At 33.3% G+C, this 18,815-nt stretch carries 25 protein-coding genes; all 25 read right to left on the reverse strand.

All coding sequences use genetic code 11. The features are described 5' to 3' along the window. The 25 genes from AC4CVH_RS12195 to AC4CVH_RS12315 all read right to left on the reverse strand — a co-directional run bounded on the left by AC4CVH_RS12195 (nt 1) and on the right by AC4CVH_RS12315 (nt 18,807). A complete protein-coding gene (locus AC4CVH_RS12195) occupies nt 1-1,074 on the reverse strand; it encodes an SUMF1/EgtB/PvdO family nonheme iron enzyme (RefSeq protein ID WP_490788028.1) in 1,074 nt (357 codons plus the stop codon). Next, a complete protein-coding gene (locus AC4CVH_RS12200; protein ID WP_490788029.1) occupies nt 1,074-1,427 on the reverse strand; it encodes a hypothetical protein in 354 nt (117 codons plus the stop codon). The genes AC4CVH_RS12195 and AC4CVH_RS12200 overlap by 1 nt, the downstream gene beginning before the upstream one ends. A 12-nt stretch (nt 1,428-1,439) precedes the next feature. Beyond that, nucleotides 1,440-2,264: a hypothetical protein gene (locus AC4CVH_RS12205; RefSeq protein WP_490788030.1), complete on the reverse strand. Its 825-nt coding sequence runs from the start codon at nt 2,262-2,264 to the stop codon at nt 1,440-1,442. 6 nt (nt 2,265-2,270) lie between these two features. Next, complete coding sequence (locus tag AC4CVH_RS12210) at nt 2,271-2,558, reverse strand: hypothetical protein (protein WP_490788031.1); 288 nt, start codon at nt 2,556-2,558, stop codon at nt 2,271-2,273. Further along, the gene (locus AC4CVH_RS12215) at nt 2,548-3,525 is read right to left on the reverse strand and encodes a putative phage tail protein (protein ID WP_490788032.1); all 978 of its coding nucleotides are present in this window, start codon (nt 3,523-3,525) and stop codon (nt 2,548-2,550) included. The genes AC4CVH_RS12210 and AC4CVH_RS12215 overlap by 11 nt, the downstream gene beginning before the upstream one ends. Beyond that, on the reverse strand, nt 3,518-4,594 hold the full coding sequence (locus AC4CVH_RS12220) for a baseplate J/gp47 family protein (RefSeq protein ID WP_490788033.1): 1,077 nt from the start codon (nt 4,592-4,594) through the stop codon (nt 3,518-3,520). Before AC4CVH_RS12220 ends, AC4CVH_RS12215 begins: the two co-directional genes overlap by 8 nt. Nucleotides 4,595-4,608: 14 nt before the next feature. Next, nucleotides 4,609-5,070, reverse strand: a complete 462-nt coding sequence (locus AC4CVH_RS12225) for a DUF2634 domain-containing protein (RefSeq protein ID WP_490788034.1) — start codon at nt 5,068-5,070, stop codon at nt 4,609-4,611. 5 nt (nt 5,071-5,075) lie between these two features. Beyond that, nucleotides 5,076-5,390: a DUF2577 domain-containing protein gene (locus tag AC4CVH_RS12230; RefSeq protein ID WP_490788035.1), complete on the reverse strand. Its 315-nt coding sequence runs from the start codon at nt 5,388-5,390 to the stop codon at nt 5,076-5,078. A 1-nt stretch (nt 5,391) separates the two neighbouring features. Next, a complete protein-coding gene (locus AC4CVH_RS12235; protein ID WP_490788036.1) occupies nt 5,392-6,435 on the reverse strand; it encodes an XkdQ/YqbQ family protein in 1,044 nt (347 codons plus the stop codon). 21 nt (nt 6,436-6,456) lie between these two features. After that, entirely contained in the window at nt 6,457-7,293 is an 837-nt protein-coding gene (locus AC4CVH_RS12240) for a peptidoglycan-binding domain-containing protein (protein WP_490788037.1), read from the reverse strand. Between the two features lie 13 nt (nt 7,294-7,306). Next, entirely contained in the window at nt 7,307-10,837 is a 3,531-nt protein-coding gene (locus AC4CVH_RS12245) for a transglycosylase SLT domain-containing protein (protein ID WP_490788038.1), read from the reverse strand. A 52-nt stretch (nt 10,838-10,889) separates the two neighbouring features. Then, a complete protein-coding gene (locus tag AC4CVH_RS12250; protein ID WP_490788039.1) occupies nt 10,890-11,582 on the reverse strand; it encodes a hypothetical protein in 693 nt (230 codons plus the stop codon). A 280-nt stretch (nt 11,583-11,862) separates the two neighbouring features. Next, nucleotides 11,863-12,315, reverse strand: a complete 453-nt coding sequence (locus tag AC4CVH_RS12255) for a phage tail assembly chaperone (protein ID WP_490788040.1) — start codon at nt 12,313-12,315, stop codon at nt 11,863-11,865. A 17-nt stretch (nt 12,316-12,332) separates the two neighbouring features. After that, nucleotides 12,333-12,782 (reverse strand): phage tail tube protein, encoded by a 450-nt coding sequence (locus AC4CVH_RS12260; RefSeq protein WP_490788041.1) that lies wholly within the window; start codon nt 12,780-12,782, stop codon nt 12,333-12,335. 16 nt (nt 12,783-12,798) lie between these two features. Next, nucleotides 12,799-13,875: a phage tail sheath C-terminal domain-containing protein gene (locus AC4CVH_RS12265; RefSeq protein WP_490788042.1), complete on the reverse strand. Its 1,077-nt coding sequence runs from the start codon at nt 13,873-13,875 to the stop codon at nt 12,799-12,801. A 30-nt stretch (nt 13,876-13,905) separates the two neighbouring features. Continuing rightward, nucleotides 13,906-14,337 (reverse strand): phage tail terminator family protein, encoded by a 432-nt coding sequence (locus AC4CVH_RS12270; RefSeq protein WP_490788043.1) that lies wholly within the window; start codon nt 14,335-14,337, stop codon nt 13,906-13,908. A gap of 1 nt (nt 14,338) precedes the next feature. Continuing rightward, entirely contained in the window at nt 14,339-14,911 is a 573-nt protein-coding gene (locus tag AC4CVH_RS12275; RefSeq protein WP_490788044.1) for a hypothetical protein, read from the reverse strand. After that, nucleotides 14,895-15,218: a DUF3599 family protein gene (locus AC4CVH_RS12280; protein WP_490788045.1), complete on the reverse strand. Its 324-nt coding sequence runs from the start codon at nt 15,216-15,218 to the stop codon at nt 14,895-14,897. The genes AC4CVH_RS12275 and AC4CVH_RS12280 overlap by 17 nt, the downstream gene beginning before the upstream one ends. 1 nt (nt 15,219) lies before the next feature. Next, nucleotides 15,220-15,570 carry a phage head-tail connector protein gene (locus AC4CVH_RS12285; protein ID WP_490788046.1) on the reverse strand — a complete coding sequence of 117 codons (351 nt, stop codon included), beginning with the start codon at nt 15,568-15,570 and terminating at the stop codon, nt 15,220-15,222. 8 nt (nt 15,571-15,578) lie between these two features. Continuing rightward, on the reverse strand, nt 15,579-15,767 hold the full coding sequence (locus tag AC4CVH_RS12290; RefSeq protein WP_490788047.1) for a hypothetical protein: 189 nt from the start codon (nt 15,765-15,767) through the stop codon (nt 15,579-15,581). Nucleotides 15,768-15,791: 24 nt separating this feature from the next. Continuing rightward, a complete protein-coding gene (locus AC4CVH_RS12295; protein ID WP_490788048.1) occupies nt 15,792-16,745 on the reverse strand; it encodes a hypothetical protein in 954 nt (317 codons plus the stop codon). Between the two features lie 13 nt (nt 16,746-16,758). Then, the gene (locus AC4CVH_RS12300) at nt 16,759-17,664 is read right to left on the reverse strand and encodes a zinc-ribbon domain-containing protein (RefSeq protein WP_490788121.1); all 906 of its coding nucleotides are present in this window, start codon (nt 17,662-17,664) and stop codon (nt 16,759-16,761) included. Beyond that, nucleotides 17,657-18,118 (reverse strand): XkdF-like putative serine protease domain-containing protein, encoded by a 462-nt coding sequence (locus AC4CVH_RS12305; RefSeq protein ID WP_490788049.1) that lies wholly within the window; start codon nt 18,116-18,118, stop codon nt 17,657-17,659. The genes AC4CVH_RS12300 and AC4CVH_RS12305 overlap by 8 nt, the downstream gene beginning before the upstream one ends. A 5-nt stretch (nt 18,119-18,123) precedes the next feature. After that, nucleotides 18,124-18,435, reverse strand: coding sequence for a hypothetical protein (locus AC4CVH_RS12310; protein ID WP_490788050.1), 312 nt, complete (start codon nt 18,433-18,435; stop codon nt 18,124-18,126). A gap of 60 nt (nt 18,436-18,495) precedes the next feature. Beyond that, nucleotides 18,496-18,807 (reverse strand): hypothetical protein, encoded by a 312-nt coding sequence (locus tag AC4CVH_RS12315; RefSeq protein WP_490788051.1) that lies wholly within the window; start codon nt 18,805-18,807, stop codon nt 18,496-18,498. Nucleotides 18,808-18,815 lie beyond the last annotated feature (8 nt).

Genomic DNA, 18,815 nt, shown 5'->3' on the forward strand with positions numbered 1-18,815 from the left:
CTATAAAACATAAGCGGCCCGGAACCCCACGTTGTTAGAGTTGTCACTCCGACTATCAAGCAAAGATAGGGCAAACACGCCGGCACCAGAACCATCGATCCAAGTGCCACCAAATAATGGAAATCTTTCCAAATTATTTCTAACCCATATATGATCTCCACCGTGTGCTGTATCCAGTGGAAAAAGCCCTAAGGATTTTAGAAGTATCGGTACTGTTACCCCGCTTGAAGCAGTCATTGACTCAAACACCATTTCCATATTTACTGAATCAGTTCCTCTATTAGCAATAGCCTCGCTAAGTATTACATTACCACTCCCGTTAGCATTTGAAGCATCATATTTTAAAGTATTTGCTGTACCTGGAGCTACTAATGAACCATCTTGCACTATAGCTTTCCATAAAGTACTTCCATCAGAATGATCAGCATTTTGTATAGCTGCATTATTATCAGGAATAATCTGAATTTCACCATCATTTAACCTCATACCAGAATTCCATTCCCATACATTGCCATTCAAATCATAAATCCCATCAGGTGTTCCATCATGGCTCCAACTTACAGGTCCAGAACCTGTTGCAACTCGTCCTGTTCTGACTCCATCCCAGTCTTTTGCAGTTTCTACTCCATGCTCATATGAAGCTGATATATCTTTGCCATAATTATTATTACCTCGTGGCATAAAACCATTTTTCTTACACCATAAAGCTATAGCCGCAGATTCTGCTTTACTCATAAGATGCCATCCCTGTCCCTTTGCATAGCAATAAGAAAGTGCTTGATCAAAGTTGATATTCTGTGCTGGATCCCGTCCCGGTAGTGAATATGCTCTTCCATCCACAACACATGCTTGATACTTACTAATGTATATAAAAGGCTTTTCCACTCCATTTACAACAAACGCAGAGCATGCTGAATGCGGAGCCCCATCCATTACCTCATCCGAATAAAATTTAGGAATACATACCATAATGCTTGGATAGCCTTTATCATCATACATTACAGTGTTTTTACCGCCTGTTGCTGCTTCTACTGCAGCTCTATAAGTATCTTTTACTGAATATATAAAACTCATTAATTATTACCTCCCTGTAATTCATATCCATAAGGCAATGCCCATAACACTAATTTTACTTTTTCCATATCTAATGGATTTAATATTTTGTTATATATTTCATGACCATCACTGTCTTCTTTCCCTGTATCAATTTCTGTATATTCTTTTGGAGGTAGTATAATGCTTGCCGCATACCATTTACCTAATCCTGTTGTAAGCTGCATATCATTATCTAGGCATATATCAACTACATTCTCTATATCTTTTTGATACCTTGAAAGATTTATACTGAGAGTTGAATCAAAATTTACAGTTGTATCACTCACTAAATAATTAATTTTTTTACCTTGATTTTTTTCTTCTATTATCACCTTAATGCCTCCTTATTTTAATCCTGGATTCATAAGAGTCCATTTTATTTCAACGTTGTCTGCACTTCCAGTAACCTTTATTTTAAATCCATTGGCCTGCTTATCATAAGCAATCAAATCACCCACAGCTCCAACATCACTTGCAGATTGTACAGTAAGAGAAATTGCATAATCAGTGCTCAACTGAGGATATCCAGGAAGACTTACAAGCGCAAAAGGCTCTGTATTCCTAAACATATTATTTGTCTCTATTCTTCTAGTGTCCTGGATATTTACTAAACTTAAATCCATCTTATTGTCACCTGCAGGTACCGTTATTTTGTATAAAGTTAACTTCCCATCAGGCACTTTTGAATCCAAAAACGGCTTATATTTACCAATTGCAGCATCATAATCAATGTAAACATAATAAACATTTGGCCCTTCCAAAATATATTGAGGTACCATTGCAAGCATTTCAGTATCATTTATACCAATTATTTTTCCATCTACATATGCTTTTGAAATATTGCCTTCAACATATGTTCCTGTCCTTGTAAATTGCAAATATCTACTGCTAGGCATGGCATTTATTTTACATCCCTCAATTACTGATTTATTATAAAGTATAACTGTCCCCTGCTGTAACCGCTGATTTTGCCATTTATCAAGTTCTTTTTCTATTGCACCTATTTTCTGTATAGCCTCAGCAGTCATGGCACCTGCAATATTATTTGCAGTATCAACCCCATCTTCTAAATTGTTCATATTATGTGCTGAATATGGAGTTCCTTTTTGAATTTCGTTGCCATTTTGGTCATGCACCTCATCTAACCAATTTGTTCTAGTATATGACATATATAATCATCCCTCCTGTACTTGATATTCAAACAATGTAAGCAGGCCTCTATCATCTTTTGTTACAGTATCACTCTTTGTATCAAATACCTTTCCATCAACACTTATTAGCCTATACTGTGTTATCTCTCCGACAATAGTTTCATCTATATAAACGAATATCTTTATTGAATTATCAGTCTGTTCATACCGTTGTATAGCTACATCTATATAATTTCCATTTACAAGTACCTGGCATTTCAATAAATTATTTCTAAAGAAATCAAATAACAAATTCATTCCATCAGCTGTCATAAATAAGTTTTCCTCCTTCACTATATAAATTTTCACTACATGTTTTAAATTTTGTAGAAAAATACATATTAAATTCTTCATCTAAAGTTTGCTTATAACTAACACCTTTCCTAACAATAAAAGTATTTTCAGATGCAATTAAAAAAGGCTCTGAAAAGAACCTTTGAATTGAACTATATATTTTTTTATTTACAGAGTACCCTTTGCCTTCGATAAAAGTATCCTCTGATGCTTTCATAAGATTATCTGAAAAATATTTACTAAAGTTCTCACTAATTACTTTTAAAATAGAATATCCATTTTCATCAACAAATGTAGAAGTAGATGCTATCATAAATTTATCTGCAAAATACTTATTAAAATAAGAATTTAAAAACTCCTGAAAACTCCATCCCTTTGTGACTATTATAGATTCTTTAGAGCCATCTTCATAAGTTGTGAAGGTACCACATCTATCTAAAATATCGCTGAACCATCTATTAAATATAAGCTTAATTAAAATACTTAATATATAATCAGTTATTAACTGATATGCAAGATGACAAGGCTTCAGCTCTTCTATCTGGTTCATTATATAATCAATTGAAGCGTGCAATGTTGTTTTTGTCTTCAATATTACATCAAAACGATATTCTGAAAAGTATTCATCTATATGAACATCATCAGCATAATTTTTAAGAATACTTTCCATCCGTTTTGTAGTTATAGGTGATATTTGTGATAACTTTCCAATTACAGTTGCTCTTCTTATATCTAAAGGTTGAGATGAATGTTCTATACCACACATATCTTCCCACATATCAATTGTCCAAGTACAAGTTTGAGGATTTAACTGCAATATTAAATCCTCTTTATCACGTAGCAATTTATCCAACTGTCTTCCAATAGATGCATATACTTTATCAAAAATACTACTATCTTTAATAGAATCAGGCTTTTTCTCGCTAAAATACTCATAATTATTCATAAGCTACGCTCCCAAGTATAATCTTTTCCTCGTCTGTCGAAGTTATATTGCCTGTAATCCCATTTAAAGTCACTGTAGAAAAATCATCTGTTTTATCTGTATCTGCTATAGTTGCTATTACTGAAACCAATTTTAAAGTTTCTCCTGGTCCTATAGAAAGTAACAATTCTTTTAGATTATTTTCTATATTAATTTTAGCAGTATTAATATCAGCTGAAATTAGGCCACTAATAACAACATCTACAACCTTAGTTGTTGGTGTAACAATTTCCACACTTGCACCTATAGGGGCAGTTCCTTCTCCATATCCATGTGAAGGCGGATCAATATGATTCTGTACATTTTGAATTATATTTTCATCAAGTGGTTGATTTTTATCTCCATAAACAATTACTTTTACAGTACCGGGGCCATTTGCCAACGGAATTACTTTAGAACCTTTTACTCCGGATATCTCTCCTGCCCACCTTATATAATCATCTTTATTTCCACTAGAAGGAGGATGCGCTAACCTTTGAAGAATTCTAACTCTATAATCATCATCATCTTCAGTGTCCGTTCCTCCCTTAGTAGGAATTGGGTTAGTAACAGATGTAATTCCGGGTATAGATATTGGAATCTGTGTTATAGAATTAGCAGGTAAGTTATTATAAATAGAACCTATATCTTCAGCTATTATTCCTATACTAGCAGTTCCATCATCTGGAATAATAACATTACCTATAGTTAAGAATCTTATATCAGAAGATGATTGTACTAAAGTTTCAGCTGGAACAACTGTACCTGCCCTTCCTTTAAATAAAGCTTCGCTTGTTGCTTTTTCTCCTAAAACCCTAGATACTCCACGTCCTTCCCCTGCTAAATCCAAAAACTTATCACTTGCAGTTTGTACAAAAGCATACATAAGCACTGTATTAAGGTCAACTCTTGTATTGTATATTTGATGTGCCACAGGTTTCTGTACATCAAATACAAAGGAACCCTGACTACTGTCAACAGAAGTTCCCACGTCATTTTGCATATTTTGTAATATATCTTCTTCACTTTCCTGCGTAAATTCATCAAACATTAAATTCACCTTCTTTATATTGGAATATCAGTTGTCATATCTTTTATATCTATATCATCAAAAGTTGTTTTTTCTGTAAAACTTATACTTACACGCTTATTGACTTTCTTCATGCTAAAATTAGTTATTCCAGTTATATACTCATTTCTAGTAAGGCACTCTGTAACAAACCTTTTTATTTCAGCTTCCATAAGTTCATAACTAAAATTTTTCCCTATCAAAGTCTCAATATCATGCCCATAGTTTTCATCATATATATCATATCTAAATCTTGGAGTGTGTAACGCCTTCCAAGTCCAAACTCTCAGTGCTTCAATCCCTTCAACTATAACAAACTTTCCATTTTCTAAGATGAAATCATTTTTTTCAAAATCCCATGCATATTCACGTGGTAAAGATACCTGTTCATCACTCGTTATGTCCGTTTGTAATGAATCAGACATTGGTATATCATATATTTCCGGGAGTAGTCCCATTCTTTTTACAACTCCTCTACTTTACATAGTATTAAATATTTTTTTTCTTGTATTTTTATTACTGCCAATTGATCATTTTCTTTTAATCCATCCGTAAAACTTATTTCTGTTGAATCAATAGATGAAATATTAATCTGTCTTTTATATCCACTTAACAAATAATCTGCAATAAATAAATTGTTTTTATATAGTGGCAAATCGCCAAGCTGTATTGTTAAAGGATCGGTTGTTATAACAGTCCCAATTTTTATACCTGGCGGATTATATTTTGCCCCTTGACTACGCATCATCTTCAAAAATTTAGTATAGGATGAATCCATTTTAACTCACCTCCACATCATCCATGGTGTTTTCAGAATTAAGATTTAACTCCATAGTGTAAATCCCACTTTCTAGATTCCAGGTATGCGTATCCCCATCAATATAAAACACCTTTTTATCTAAAGCTTCTATATATGGAGCATTTATAAAAGCTGCATATCCTGTTCTAAATCTCCAATCCCCAAGTGCATCTACAGTTATTTCTCTGTCAACGCCATGTAGAAGATTTGATGCTTCCGTCTTCCAATCTTTATCCTCTTCCTTAGTGTATGTAGATTGAAACGTCCCATAAAATTTTTGATTATAGCTGCTTTCTACTGTTCCGAGAAGTTTTCCTTTATCATCATAGGCTTTTACTCTATTTATCATATTTTCAATTGTATCCTTATATATTGTGCCTGACATGTTCTCTTTTGGATCCAATGCATGATATCTAGTCCACATTCCTCTTGCCCCTGGGACTGATACACTATCTTGAATTATTGCTCCCTTTTCCATCACACTCAATTGATTATTGTCGGCGTACATGATATATTTTTTCCCATTTTTTTTACTAACCTCATAGTATATATGCATGATTGCCTCATATGCTGTTTCATCTTCTATCGGTAAAGTTATAGGGATTCCCGTAGTTGGAATCTTATTATATTTAACTCCTAAATCTTTACATATCTGTTCCACACAACTTTCAGCCACAGCCTTATTAAAGTTGTAGTTTACTTTAGATCTAATTAAATATATCAAGCAATCATACGCTGTAAATGTAACAGTTTGCTCCTGGGTATTCATTTCCCTGGTATGAACAAAGCCATACCAAACAGCCTTATAATCCAAATATACCGTTATAAATGTCCCCGGTGCTACTTGGAATTTCGGCTGATTTGGGTCTGTAATTGGATATGCATAGGTAATATCAAATTTACGTGACACTGAAGATTTATCACAACTTGATACCACAGTTTTTAATAAGTCCGACAAATCTTGTGTAAGATATTTTTTTAATCCTCCTGAATAGTATTTAGCCCATATATTTATCGCTGTCATTCTTAATCACTCCATCTAAAGCTAAAACATTTTACCCCATGTATTTGGCCCGACAATTCCGTCTACTGACAAGCCATTATTTTTCTGAAATTTCATAACGGCAATTTTAGTTGCTGTATAAAATATGCCATCTATATTAGTACCAACCCTCCATTGAATGTACCTGGTAGCATATCTATGGACATATGGTATTCCACACATTGGTTTATTTAAAATTTCATTTATTGCAGTACTTTCAGCAACATTGTAGTTTCCATTTTGCTGTAGTCCCATAATTGACTGAAACTTTTTCACAGCGTCCTTTGTTGTAGAATCATTTATTCCATTTACATTTAATGTACTACTAGGTATTTTCAATTTGTTTAAATTTTGCTGTAATAATTTTATAGTAGCATCACCTGAACTTGATGATGTGGATTCCGTAGTCGTTACAGTAGCATCTTGAATTATAATTCCATTTACTTTCACATACTCTCTAAGCATAATTTTGAAAACAACATCTCTAGATCCTGCCTCTTCCCCATAGTGAAATTCTTCTATAGAACATAATAAATTTACAGGAGTTTGTGTAATTATTACTCTTACAGGCCACTTATTCCTTTTCCATTTGTTTATTGTATCTACATACTCATAAGGATCTTCCTTTGCTATACATAATGAAAATGGATATTTTTCATAAGGGAAAAAACTGTCAATTTCAAATGTTTTTAGTTTTTCTGTCCCCAAAAAGGAACGTTCCCCGGACATTTCCGTATCGAACGTTCCATTATTCATTAATGCAGCTATTTCATAACTTGGAGGATTTATTGGTAGCTGAAATCCACTATTATCATTATCTTGTTTTAACCAAAATTCCATGTCATTCACCACCTTATGCCATATTATAAGCTGCCTTCTCTAGTTTTTTATAAAGTTTATCAACTATTTTATCTATATCACTTTCGTTTCTAACTTCAATTTTATCCGCCAACTTTTGAATTATTATATTACCAGTGTTTTTATTCCCTCTCGCTTTACTACCCGTCACAATTTCTTCATCTTCATGCAGGAGCGCCGGGAAATCATCATGTGGCACTCTGGTAAGCCCTACAGCATAGCCTTTATAATTTCCTCCAAAAAGATTAGGTATATTCATCACACTGCCATATCTTTTCTTTATATATCTTATAGCACTGGCAGCATTTGCAATTGGGTTCATTATATCCCCTAATCCAGGAAACATATTTTCTGTAAATGTAGATCTAAGCATTTGTAAAAGTCCTGTAGCATGTTCTCCTCCAACACTTATTCCATTGTAAGCAAATGGATTGCCTCCTGACTCTCTTTTTACCAATTGTAATAATCCCGGGAGCCAACTCATAGGAGTTCCTGTTATTCCAAGTGCAGCCGTAAGCCATCCAGATACATTACCACTCATACCGCCGGCCATTGAGCTAATATCTCCAATCCAGTTTTTTATGAATTTTTGAATGTCCACAGAAGATATACCTTTTATAACTCCAGCAGGAATGAACTTAGATAATTCATACATAACTCTACTTGGGGAATTTATTCCAAACCCAGTTCTAAATGCTGTTATTACTTTATTAGTTAATTCTTTTACTATACCTGTTAAATTACCTACATTGGATTGTATACCAGATCCAATTTCCTGTACTACCTGCTGTCCCATTGTTGGACATTGCTGTATAAGTCCAGTAACAACTGACTTTGTACTACTTGCCATATTATTCGTAGGTGTTGTCGCATATCTTATATTATTTTGTATACCAGATCCAAGATTCTTCACCATATCAACACCATAAGTATCTGCATCAGCTAGTGGGCCTTTATCAGGTTTACTAAAATGTATAAGCTTCTTTATCTCATTAGCCATTATTGTAGTAGCATTAGTTACTACATCAGTATTATCTTTTATTCCTTTGGCCAAACTACCTGGTATATCCTGCCCCCATTGTACTGCTTGTTTTTTATTTACTGGTTGCTGCATCATTCTAAGGGATTCCCTGTTACTATGAATTCTGCTGCCGGATGGAAGATCAATTATTTCTGGTCCAAACTCATTAAGCCATGTTGGTCCACCTCCCCAGTACGTTGTACCAAGTGCATTTTTACCTGTTTTACCGGTTATTTTATCACCTATACTTTTAAGTATATTTATAGTACCTTTTATTGGATGTGCAAAGAATTCTTTTAATCCTTCCCACCATTTCTTTATTTCATCTATTACAGCTTTTGTTTTATCACGTATACCTCCCCAATTATGTTTCCACGCTTCATAGAGAAGTACACAAGCCCCTATTATTGCTCCTATAATCAATACTATAGGGTTCGCTGCAATAAATGCAAACAGTGGCCTAATAATACCCATAATTCCAGAAGCTACAGTTCTTATTACACTAAGAAGCTTACTTTTTAATAGACTGCCCAATGTTCCAACCCAAAGTCTGACTGTACCAATTACAGAATTAAAACCACTAGGTATTAATTTTGCGAAACTTAAAATGTTTTTTCCGGCACCTGCTGCAAGAGACCCTACAGTCCTAAATGCGCTTCCCACATTTCTACCGAATGCCTTACCTAAGTTACCTACTGTACCAAATGCACTTCTTAAAGGATTAAATGCCAGATTTAAAGTTTTAGGTAATTCTTTCATTACTCCAAGATTTTTAAAATTTTTAAATGAATCTTGAAGTGGTTTAATTATATTAACTCCTTTTAATGTCCCCTTTAATGTTCCAAATGCTGTAGTTACATTTTTAGGTATACCTTTCATTAAACTCCCGAAATTTTTTACAGCATTTCCTCCATCTTTAAATGTAGATACAATATTTTTGCCTGTAATACTAAATAATCCTGGTATCCATTTAGCTGTATCTTTTATTACACCAAATCCTTCTTTTAGACCTGTAAAAGGTAACTTCAATACCCCTTTTAGTCCGCCACCACCATTTTTAACCATAGTTTTCAGGGCATTGTCTAATGTAGGAAATTCTTTTATTATCGATTTAATATCTTTGAAACTATCAAATACACCTTTGAACATGGAACCGCCTATTTTTGCGGCTCCAATGCCTAAAAACAGATCTGTAAATATTTTAGGATGTTCTGCTATTAAACTAAATACCGGTTTTAATGCGGTACCTATAGTTCCTACAGCTTTTCCAAACTCTTTAGCTACTTCCCATCCTGCTTTTATATCTTTTATGAATTGATTAAATTTATCTTCATAATCTTTTACCGTCTGAGGATTTGAAAGGCCTTTTAAAAAACCCTGAAATTTATTTCCAGCATTAGTAGCTAAATTACCTATGTCTTTTTCTAAACCTTTGAATGCACTTGACTGTTTGACATTTTGAAGTAATGGTATTATAGTAGCTAATTGTTTCTTATAATTATCAAATAATCCCCCTTTCATAATTGCTCCATGAGAGTCTATACCTGAAAGTCCTCTGCCCATTGATTGTATAATATCGCCAATATTGCTTTCTCTCCCTTTTGCTGTATTACTTAAATTGGCCATTAAGCCACCATATTTAGAATTGATTATTTTAGTTACCATATCTACAGCTTGTTGAGAAGTTACTCCTTGTAATGCACCTTGTTTGTCAAATTTAGCTCCAGCTTTAATCCAATCATCATTGCCAATACCCAAATCTCTAAACATATCAATTGCTACTCCAAGTTGTCCAGATTTTAATTTAGCCATTGCTGCAATAGATTGTTCTAATGGAGCTGTTGCAGCTGCAGACAAATCCCCCAATGGGACAAGATATTTTCTAAAATTTAATCCATTAGTAGCTAAGCCCGCTACTCCTGAGACAACCTCTGATGCATCAAACGGGGTATCTTCTGCTTTTTGGTATGCCCATTTTAAGGCCTCAGATCCTGCACTTTTACTATGAAGCATTGTTTGCAATCTAGCCAAATATAACTCATTATTACTTGCGTTTCCTAATGTCCAGTCAAACATTTTTTTCCCTGTTCCACCTAAAACAATTCCAGCAGCTAATGTTTTCAAACTAAATAATTTATTAGTTATTCCACCAACTACATCACTGACTTCATCCTTAGCTTTTATTATTGCTGTAAATGGTCTACTAACTAATGATTTAGTTTCAAGTTTTATTCTTCTGATACTTTCACTTGCCGAATCTTTAGCAGCAACCACAAAAGAAACATTCTTTTTTATTTCGTTAATTTGCTTTCTTGTCTCTGAAATCTCCTTAACAGCTTCTTTAGTGTCAGCACCTATTTGAGCTTTTGCCTTGATTTCATTTATTTCATCTATTCTCTCTTTAGCTTCTCTTATCTGCTGCTGAAAATCTTTAGTACGTTCAATTATTTCTAACAGCTCCGAGGTGAAGTCATCTTCCAATGTTATTTTATTTTGTATTTCCAAATTCTCACCTCCTTCCAATAAAAGAGAACCACAATTAAGTGATTCTCTACATCTATCTATATTTTTCATCTAATATTATATGAATAAGTGTTACTGTATAATCCTGATAACTTATTGAAAACTCATACATTCCGAATTCATTAACCCATCTCATCCCATAATCATTTTCATAAGTAGGGTCAGTAAAACCAAGTGAAAATATTTTAAGCACATCTGTAATCTGATTTGTTTGTATTTTTATTTTAGGTTCTAAACTTAGTCTTGCAGCAACTCCATCTATAAACCATAATTCAATATCAAATTGTTTTTTATGAAATATTTCTACTACAGCATCGGTTTCTTCATGAGTATCTGCATACTCCCATTTATCATTTCGTTGAGCATCCGGCTTACCTATAATGTTATTAACCTCTGTAGGAGTTTTACCCTTAATTTGACTTAATTTAAATAGTGGATCTAATTTTACATTTTGAATATTTGATTTTTGTTCATTAACCTGAGTATTTTTTTCAGCTTCCTCTTCTTTCTTCTCCTGTACCGCTTGTTTTTGCTTTGCGATTTGTTCCTGCTTAACCGCTTCAGCCTTCTGTTTTTTAGTAACATTGTGTTTATATACGCCAAAGCCAATAGCAATAATTACTATTAATATTACTATTAAGCATCCGCAACCTTGTTTGGGATTACCTTCTGTTTTCTTTGTAGAATCGGAAGATATATTTTCCCCATTTTTATTATTTCCCTCCAACATAATCCCTCCATATATTAATATTTTGTTAACAACATTATAACAAATTACGTTATAATTTGTCCAAATACGATATAGAGGGATTAGATAATAGTTACCGGGAAGATAGGGATTTCTTTACTTTTTATTCTATTACGAGAATGCCTCTTTTCAGACTGTTCATATTCATAAAAAGCCCTAATAACCAACTTTTCTCTCTCTGGAATATTATAAAAGACAGATGGCCTTATTCCTTTTTCTGTCCAATAATAGTACATCATTTCAATAAAACCATCTGTCTTTATTCGTTTTTTATTTCCTGAATTATATCTTTCCTATCTCCACTCAATTTTTTAATATATTTATATACGTGGTTTATTTCACCTGGCAACGGTAAAATCTTTTTTACCAGCTCTTTTGGTGTAGGAGCTCCATAATGCTTCATTAGATCATTATTTTTGAAGTTAGGTTTTATGGTCCCTTCTATAATAGTGAAAATTTGAGTATCTGTAATTTCAATACCTTCTATTCCACCTTCATCATCATATTTTACTGCGTCTTGCTGAATATTATTGTATTTATCTACTGGTACAGCCTTACATGTAAAATACACAGGCTTTCCTAACGCTTCCGAAAGCCTTTTGATTTCTATTTTACCAATAGGCATTTTTACCTTTTCAGGATCCGCTTCCAGGAGCAATTGCATTACATCATATTCTTTATTTATTTTATCTTGTACGTTTTTATTTTCCATTTAAAATCCTCCTCAAATTATCCTTCATATTGATCATCTGCTACTATCTCATTTAGGAAGTCAAAGTCTGTAAAGGTGAAAGGATAGCTTTCTTCCACAAGTTTAGATGATTCCCAATCTGCCAATGTAGCTTCATCAAACTCGCACCCGTAGAAAGCAACCGATTCATAACCATATGCGTCTGGATCATTTAGTTGACTTATTATAGTAGCATTTAAAGCTGTTCCATTTTTTATTGATGTAGAGACCTTTTTTGCTAATTTGCTAGTTATTTTCGTCATTTTGACAGTACCGCTGCCTTCCCAGCCAGTATTCTTTTTAGGTTTCCCCTTTTTCCCACACATTGGGACATCTACTTTGTCAGCTTTTACTTTACCTTGACACTGAGTAGCCTCATTGTACTTTTCGTTGTCAATCCACAGTTCTCCTTTGTTTCCGCTAATCGCTCTTTTAGGATCAAATGCCAATTAAATCATCTCCTTCTTATGCTGCCATATAAACACTAAACTCTAGATCTTGCATTGCATTTGTATACTTAACATTTGCACTTATAAATACCTTTTTCCCTGTATTAGCCATTAATATATCTTGGTCTTTCATACTCGATACATCTACTCCCTGGCTTTGTAAATATGCTTTCTGTGCATCCAAATTTATTTGTGCTTTATTTTCAGAATTTGGTTCAAAGAAATTATCTTGTGTCTGTAATTCAAGGAAATAAGCGTTTATTGAAGATATGAAGAGCATTTTATTATTGTAGATATTTATAACTTTCCCACAATATTCTCTTGTCCAAGTTGTAGATATATCATCCCTATTAAGGTCCATCTTATCTATAATCAATATATCCTTCCAATCAGGACCTTTGGGATCTGTCATAGTTGTCAGACTGTTTACCCCCGAAGCTATCTTTATGTCTTCTCCATCATTTATAAGTATTAGTTTTCCAGCATCTACATCAGCATTTGGATCGGTAGATTCCTTTATGCTAATGACTTCTGACAATTCATAATAAGTGGCTGACCTCGTAAACGGAAGTCCAGCAAATATACCTGCCATCCTAGAACAATATTCTGCAGTTGAATACTGCTTATCTGAATCTTTAATCTTTATTTCATCAGTTTCAAAATTTATAATCCCTTCATGATCTCCCTCACAATCTGGAAGCACTGCCTTAAAGGTTTTATGGTCCATATCCCTTTTAGTCTTAATCCATGAAGCAATATCTTGAACTTGAGCTGCTTCTATACTAGGTATAGCCAAGTAATTCCACTTTTTGTTGTTTAATATCTTTAATGCATTATTAAAATCTTCCGCTATAGTCGGAATCACTTCTATAATAATTTTACTTGGAGTGCCAAGAAAAGCTTTTTTAATATAATCTACATTATCTGCAGTAAATTTATTAGATTCAATATCTGCAACAGAAGTATAACTGAATTCAGTCTGAAGTATTTGTGTATCATCTTTTAAGATTAAAGCAACAACACCTTTTGAGCTTCTTTCAATTGCAGTTGAAGCCTTCTGCATAAACTCCATTTTAAGTTCTGGTAATCCCATTAATTTTATCTCCTTTCACAAATCTAATACTTAGATATCTAACTCCAAAGCATCTGCAGTTTCTCCAGTTTCAGGAGTATACCTGCTATCATGCCAATCAATACCTATGGTTAAATATATTTCATTTCCTCTAGGCCCACCTTCTAAACTAGTTATGGATGGGCATCTATCTCCCACCTCAACATATCCTTTCTTTTGGAATAAATTTTTAAGTTTTTCATATTGATCAAATTGTTTTTCAGTATCTACATTCTTATAAAAATCCAGTTCAGAGAAGAGCACTACCTGAAACAGCATAGAATCTATATACATTAATTTGTTTATATCTACAGAATTGCTTCCAACAAATGAAATAAAAAAAGAAGGCCTTTTAAAGTCTCCTCCATTGTTTTTTATATATACTGGAACTCCCGGAAATCCATTTGCAATTACCTTTCTTATACCATTAAAAACCTCATACATATTAGCCGCTTAACCTCCCAAACATTTCATCAGTCCAGTTTTTTAATTCCTGTTCAGCTTTGGGATTAAATCTTAGCCATCCTCTCTTAAACATATGTTTACCTGGTATAAATTTTTCCTTTAACATAAAGCCTTTAACTCTCTTATCTGTTATAGGCAATATTTGAGTTTCATTCATATAGGTATATTTATTTATTTTAGTTTCAAAAGTAGTTTTAACTGCAAGTCTTCTCCACTTTTTCCCTCCACTCTTCTGGAGTACCAATTTAGGCAAAAATCTTCTATGCTGTACGTGCCCATCTTCTACATCTATAGCATATGGTACATTAGTACCAACAACAACCGTATTTTCATCTTGTTGAGCCACAGATACTGAATTTATAAGTCTTGATGTATCCCTTATGTCCTCATCATTCATAATGGTTTTTACTTCTCTTTGATACATTTTTCCAAGCTTCATAAGTTCTTTTTGCTTTTCTTCAGGATACTTTTGATTTACAAACCCAAGTATAGTTTTCTGAAAATCATCAAGTCCTTTAACTTCCCATCCCATAAAATTATTCCTCACTTTCATTTACCACATCAACCTCAAGTTGATATGGACTAGGTCTATTAGGTAATTCAGCCCTATACTTATCGCCATTTACTATAATAATGTCACCTTTTTTTATATCCGCAGCTCCTATAGTATAAAGCCTTCTATTTTCATAGGATACTAATTGAGGTTGTTCCTGATTTATATTCCCTGATGTTCTTCCAAGTCTACATGGATATTCTCCTATTGGAACAGGATCGTCCTTAGGTGCATTATACTCATCAAGAGTATCAGGTGAATTTCTATATACTGTGCACATCTTATCAAGAGTTCCTAAAAAAGACATTTTATATCACCTGGCATCTTATGGAATGGCTTTTATTAATTGGTTCTGGTTCATCAGAGAATCCATCAAGCTTTTTCAATATCTGTTCATACGCCTTGGAATTAGCTTTATAAGAATAATCACCGTTAGACTCACTCTCTTTACTGCTATCATTCAAAAGTACATTCACAATTTCAGCATTAACAACTTTAACTGTAGATGGAATTGGCCCAGTAAATTCTTTGCCACAATAGTTATCAATTATTTCTTTTCCTGATTTAATCAGAAGGCTCAACGCTGTATCACTTTTTAATGCCATGTGGTCATTTACTACTATACTTTTCAATTCCTCTAATGTTATATAATCCATCATTAAACACCTTACTTCCCTGAATTTTCTCCAGAATCATTACCAGATGCTTCTTTCACTTCTTTGAAATACCCTGATTCAAGAAGTATTTTTGCTAATTTATTATCTACTTCCTGAATCTTTGTATTTTTATTTCTGTAATCAAAGACGTGAGAAGGAGCGTGATAAATACAATTTTTTATTAATTCTACCTTTACCATATCCTTCACCTCCAATATTAAATATTAAGCTGCTGCAATTTGTGGAATGTTATTTACACTTACAACAGAATCTTTTTCAAGTATTATAGTATCCATATCCAAGTGCAAAGCATAGAACCTCATATCTCTATATACAGCCTCTTTACCTTCAATAGTCTTTCTTAGATTTATATCATAAGTATTAACTATGCAAAAGTTTGAAGGATCTGCAAGTATAATTTTATTATCAGGGAAATTAGGGACTATCCTCCATTGAACATCAAGTGGATTGATATTAGTTCCATTAAGTATGGCCATATCTCCTGCAGCTGTATTTCTACTTTTTAAATATTCAATCCATCTAATATACATATCATTATTAGCTATCCATCTATATTTTTCCTTATTGAAATATTTGCTAGGTACTGCCCTCAATGCTCCTGTAAATATATTGTCAGTAAAATTTGTTCCTAATGTAGCTGCATCAAGTATATGTGATCCATCAGTAAGTTGTTTTATTATTCCATCATCAATTATAAGAAAATCATGATCCGGATTCTCTGCTGCCACTGCGGTATCACCATTAAAGGCTAAATCAAGCATGTCTACTTTAACCTGATTTGCTATCATACCCATGAAAGTAGTTTCAAATCCTTCATGTTCAATGTTTTCTCTTATAAACTTCTCAGAAATTTCAGCTCCAAGGACTGTATCAGTAGTACTATATGGAACTGAACCAAGTACAGGCTCTACTCCGTTACCAGATAGTGTATCTGTACCCTCTGTTTGTTTTCTTAAAAGCCTCCTGCCAATTCCTATCTTATCGATAACTCCTTTTGTTGATCTTCTCGTCTGATGAGAAAACTCTCCTAAAAAAGAACTATCATCAAATACCATTTTTAAAAAGGCTGTTGATTGTTCAGGATTTAATAACCCTGATGTTTTCCCAGCAGTCAATACACTGTCTTTTTGAATTATTTGTCTATTGCTTATTGGCATTTTTCATTCCTCCCTATATATCTATCCCAGAAAATATATTTTCTTTTTTTACTGTAGTTTCATTGCCACCCTCAGCTTGTTTTGATATACCTCTAGATTTTTCAACTGCTTCTATTCTTTCGGTAACAGGCTTCAACGCATCATTTATAACGGCTTTTATTATTTCAGAGGTATCTTCTTTTTTTGTTGAAGAACTTGCTGTAGGCAATGCTTTACCACAGCTCGAGCAAAATTTATCTCCTGGCTTTACTTTTGCCCCACAACTTGGGCATGTAGTTGAATCTTCTTTTTCAATTTTATCCAGCCTATCATTTATTGGCTTCAATCCTTCATTCAAAACTGATTTTAATACTTTGCTTACATCCTCTTTGTTCACTTCTCCATCTCCTCCTTCATTTACCTCTGCATCATCAACTATCGATTGCAGGGATGATATTGCACCTTTTATACTTTTTAATCTTGTTGCAGATATTTTTTTACCTGATTTTTCGATGGGCTCACCTTTAAGTTGATCAGCACATTTTTTTATTCCAACTTTATCTAATTGATTCAAAACATAAGTCTTGAAAGCATCAACTTGTGTTCCTATTTGAGCTTTTTTATCTGTTATATTATCATCAGCTAAGATATTATACATAACAGTCCTCAGGGTCCACCTAGCATTGTCTAAATTGTTAGATACATCTTGTGCAGCTATAGCTCCAGCAAAATCTGTCGGTGGCTTTGGTTTATCAGCCTTTTGTACTGTGTTTCTCCCTGTAAAAAATGATTTTACTACATTAATAAAACCCTTAACCTCATCATCATTTGAATTTGAATTGGTTTCGGGTTTATAATCATCACTTTTATATATTTGTATTTTTTGCTTGTTGGCTCCCTTTTTTACAAGAGATATGAAATTAATATCCATGTCAGTCATTCTCGGCACTTCCTTCACCTCCTTCTTTAGGTTTTACATAAACTGCAGTACCACCAATACTAAAACCTGTTATATCTCCTTTTAACACTTGATTCCATGTTGAATCATCTGTAACTTCTACTGCAGCACACCAATCATCAGCTTTAGCTTCTATATCAGGGATATCTGTTTTAGCTATATAATTTTCAGCTACAAAACCATATCCACCTTTTTCATTATGACTTTTATCCACACCTGCCTTAGCTATAGATTGTGTAAGTGCTAACTTCTTGCTTAAATTGTGGCATGCCTTTTTTACATCTTCTACGGTTGCCCAGTCCCCTTGAGTGTCCACATAATCCTTTGGTGTACCATCTTCCTTGAAAACTTTAGAGGGTCTATATACAACACCTTCCACAATATGATTTTCCTGATCTACCTTAGCAATTTTGACTTCAAATTGTTTAGCCGGCACTTTCATCACCTCTTATAACTATTTTCTATAAGCTGTCTACATAGTCTCAGCTGAAGTTCTTTAGTAATATCCTCTAAAGAAAAATCCTTAATGCTTTTCTTTAAGATTATAGGTACTTGATCTATAGTTATATCTATCTCTTCAGGTAATAATTCTAATTCTACCGAGGGAATTCTCCCTACTCCACCTGCTATTTTTATACCTCTAACCCTAGATGATATGTCAAGATCTCCAATCACGACTTTAGGCTCCTTAGCACCATTTTTAAGAGACAAATCAATCAATATTTTTTTATCTGAGTCCTTAAATAAATCCACCTATATGTCCTCCTTTCTAAAGTATTTTTTATAAAATATAAAAGAAATTAACTATGAGAATTATAGTGTAGCTTCTTCAAGCATTTTACAAAGCTTTTCGACGATCTTATTAATATCTGGATTTTTGCCTAATGAAATAGATATATTAAATATTTCTCTACCATCATAACAGTATCTTCTACATACGTTATTAGTTATTGTTTCTAAATGCAGCAAGGTATTCTCTTCAAATTTAAAATTATTTTTAGCACATTCAGCTTGATATTTACAGGTAGAACATGAGCTGTAAACAATCTTTTTTAGTTTTTGAATATGCTTTGACAAACAAAACATTTCTTTTTCACTTAAAGTTTTTTCTAACTTATTATCCATAATTTCCC

This window comes from Clostridium pabulibutyricum (assembly GCF_058242705.1).

Coding starts and splice junctions, on each gene's coding strand:
- AC4CVH_RS12230 (WP_490788035.1), bottom strand. CDS start 5,390: ATGGATTCATCCTATACTAAATTTTTGAAGATGATGCGTAGTCAAGGG.
- AC4CVH_RS12225 (WP_490788034.1), bottom strand. CDS start 5,070: ATGGGACTACTCCCGGAAATATATGATATACCAATGTCTGATTCATTA.
- AC4CVH_RS12205 (WP_490788030.1), bottom strand. CDS start 2,264: ATGTCATATACTAGAACAAATTGGTTAGATGAGGTGCATGACCAAAAT.
- AC4CVH_RS12295 (WP_490788048.1), bottom strand. CDS start 16,745: ATGCCAATAAGCAATAGACAAATAATTCAAAAAGACAGTGTATTGACT.
- AC4CVH_RS12265 (WP_490788042.1), bottom strand. CDS start 13,875: ATGGGATTACCAGAACTTAAAATGGAGTTTATGCAGAAGGCTTCAACT.
- AC4CVH_RS12255 (WP_490788040.1), bottom strand. CDS start 12,315: ATGGAAAATAAAAACGTACAAGATAAAATAAATAAAGAATATGATGTA.
- AC4CVH_RS12315 (WP_490788051.1), bottom strand. CDS start 18,807: ATGGATAATAAGTTAGAAAAAACTTTAAGTGAAAAAGAAATGTTTTGT.
- AC4CVH_RS12235 (WP_490788036.1), bottom strand. CDS start 6,435: ATGACAGCGATAAATATATGGGCTAAATACTATTCAGGAGGATTAAAA.
- AC4CVH_RS12275 (WP_490788044.1), bottom strand. CDS start 14,911: ATGAAAGTGAGGAATAATTTTATGGGATGGGAAGTTAAAGGACTTGAT.
- AC4CVH_RS12285 (WP_490788046.1), bottom strand. CDS start 15,570: ATGATGGATTATATAACATTAGAGGAATTGAAAAGTATAGTAGTAAAT.
- AC4CVH_RS12300 (WP_490788121.1), bottom strand. CDS start 17,664: ATGACTGACATGGATATTAATTTCATATCTCTTGTAAAAAAGGGAGCC.
- AC4CVH_RS12195 (WP_490788028.1), bottom strand. CDS start 1,074: ATGAGTTTTATATATTCAGTAAAAGATACTTATAGAGCTGCAGTAGAA.
- AC4CVH_RS12280 (WP_490788045.1), bottom strand. CDS start 15,218: ATGTCTTTTTTAGGAACTCTTGATAAGATGTGCACAGTATATAGAAAT.
- AC4CVH_RS12210 (WP_490788031.1), bottom strand. CDS start 2,558: ATGACAGCTGATGGAATGAATTTGTTATTTGATTTCTTTAGAAATAAT.
- AC4CVH_RS12270 (WP_490788043.1), bottom strand. CDS start 14,337: ATGTATGAGGTTTTTAATGGTATAAGAAAGGTAATTGCAAATGGATTT.
- AC4CVH_RS12220 (WP_490788033.1), bottom strand. CDS start 4,594: ATGTTTGATGAATTTACGCAGGAAAGTGAAGAAGATATATTACAAAAT.
- AC4CVH_RS12215 (WP_490788032.1), bottom strand. CDS start 3,525: ATGAATAATTATGAGTATTTTAGCGAGAAAAAGCCTGATTCTATTAAA.
- AC4CVH_RS12240 (WP_490788037.1), bottom strand. CDS start 7,293: ATGGAATTTTGGTTAAAACAAGATAATGATAATAGTGGATTTCAGCTA.
- AC4CVH_RS12290 (WP_490788047.1), bottom strand. CDS start 15,767: ATGGTAAAGGTAGAATTAATAAAAAATTGTATTTATCACGCTCCTTCT.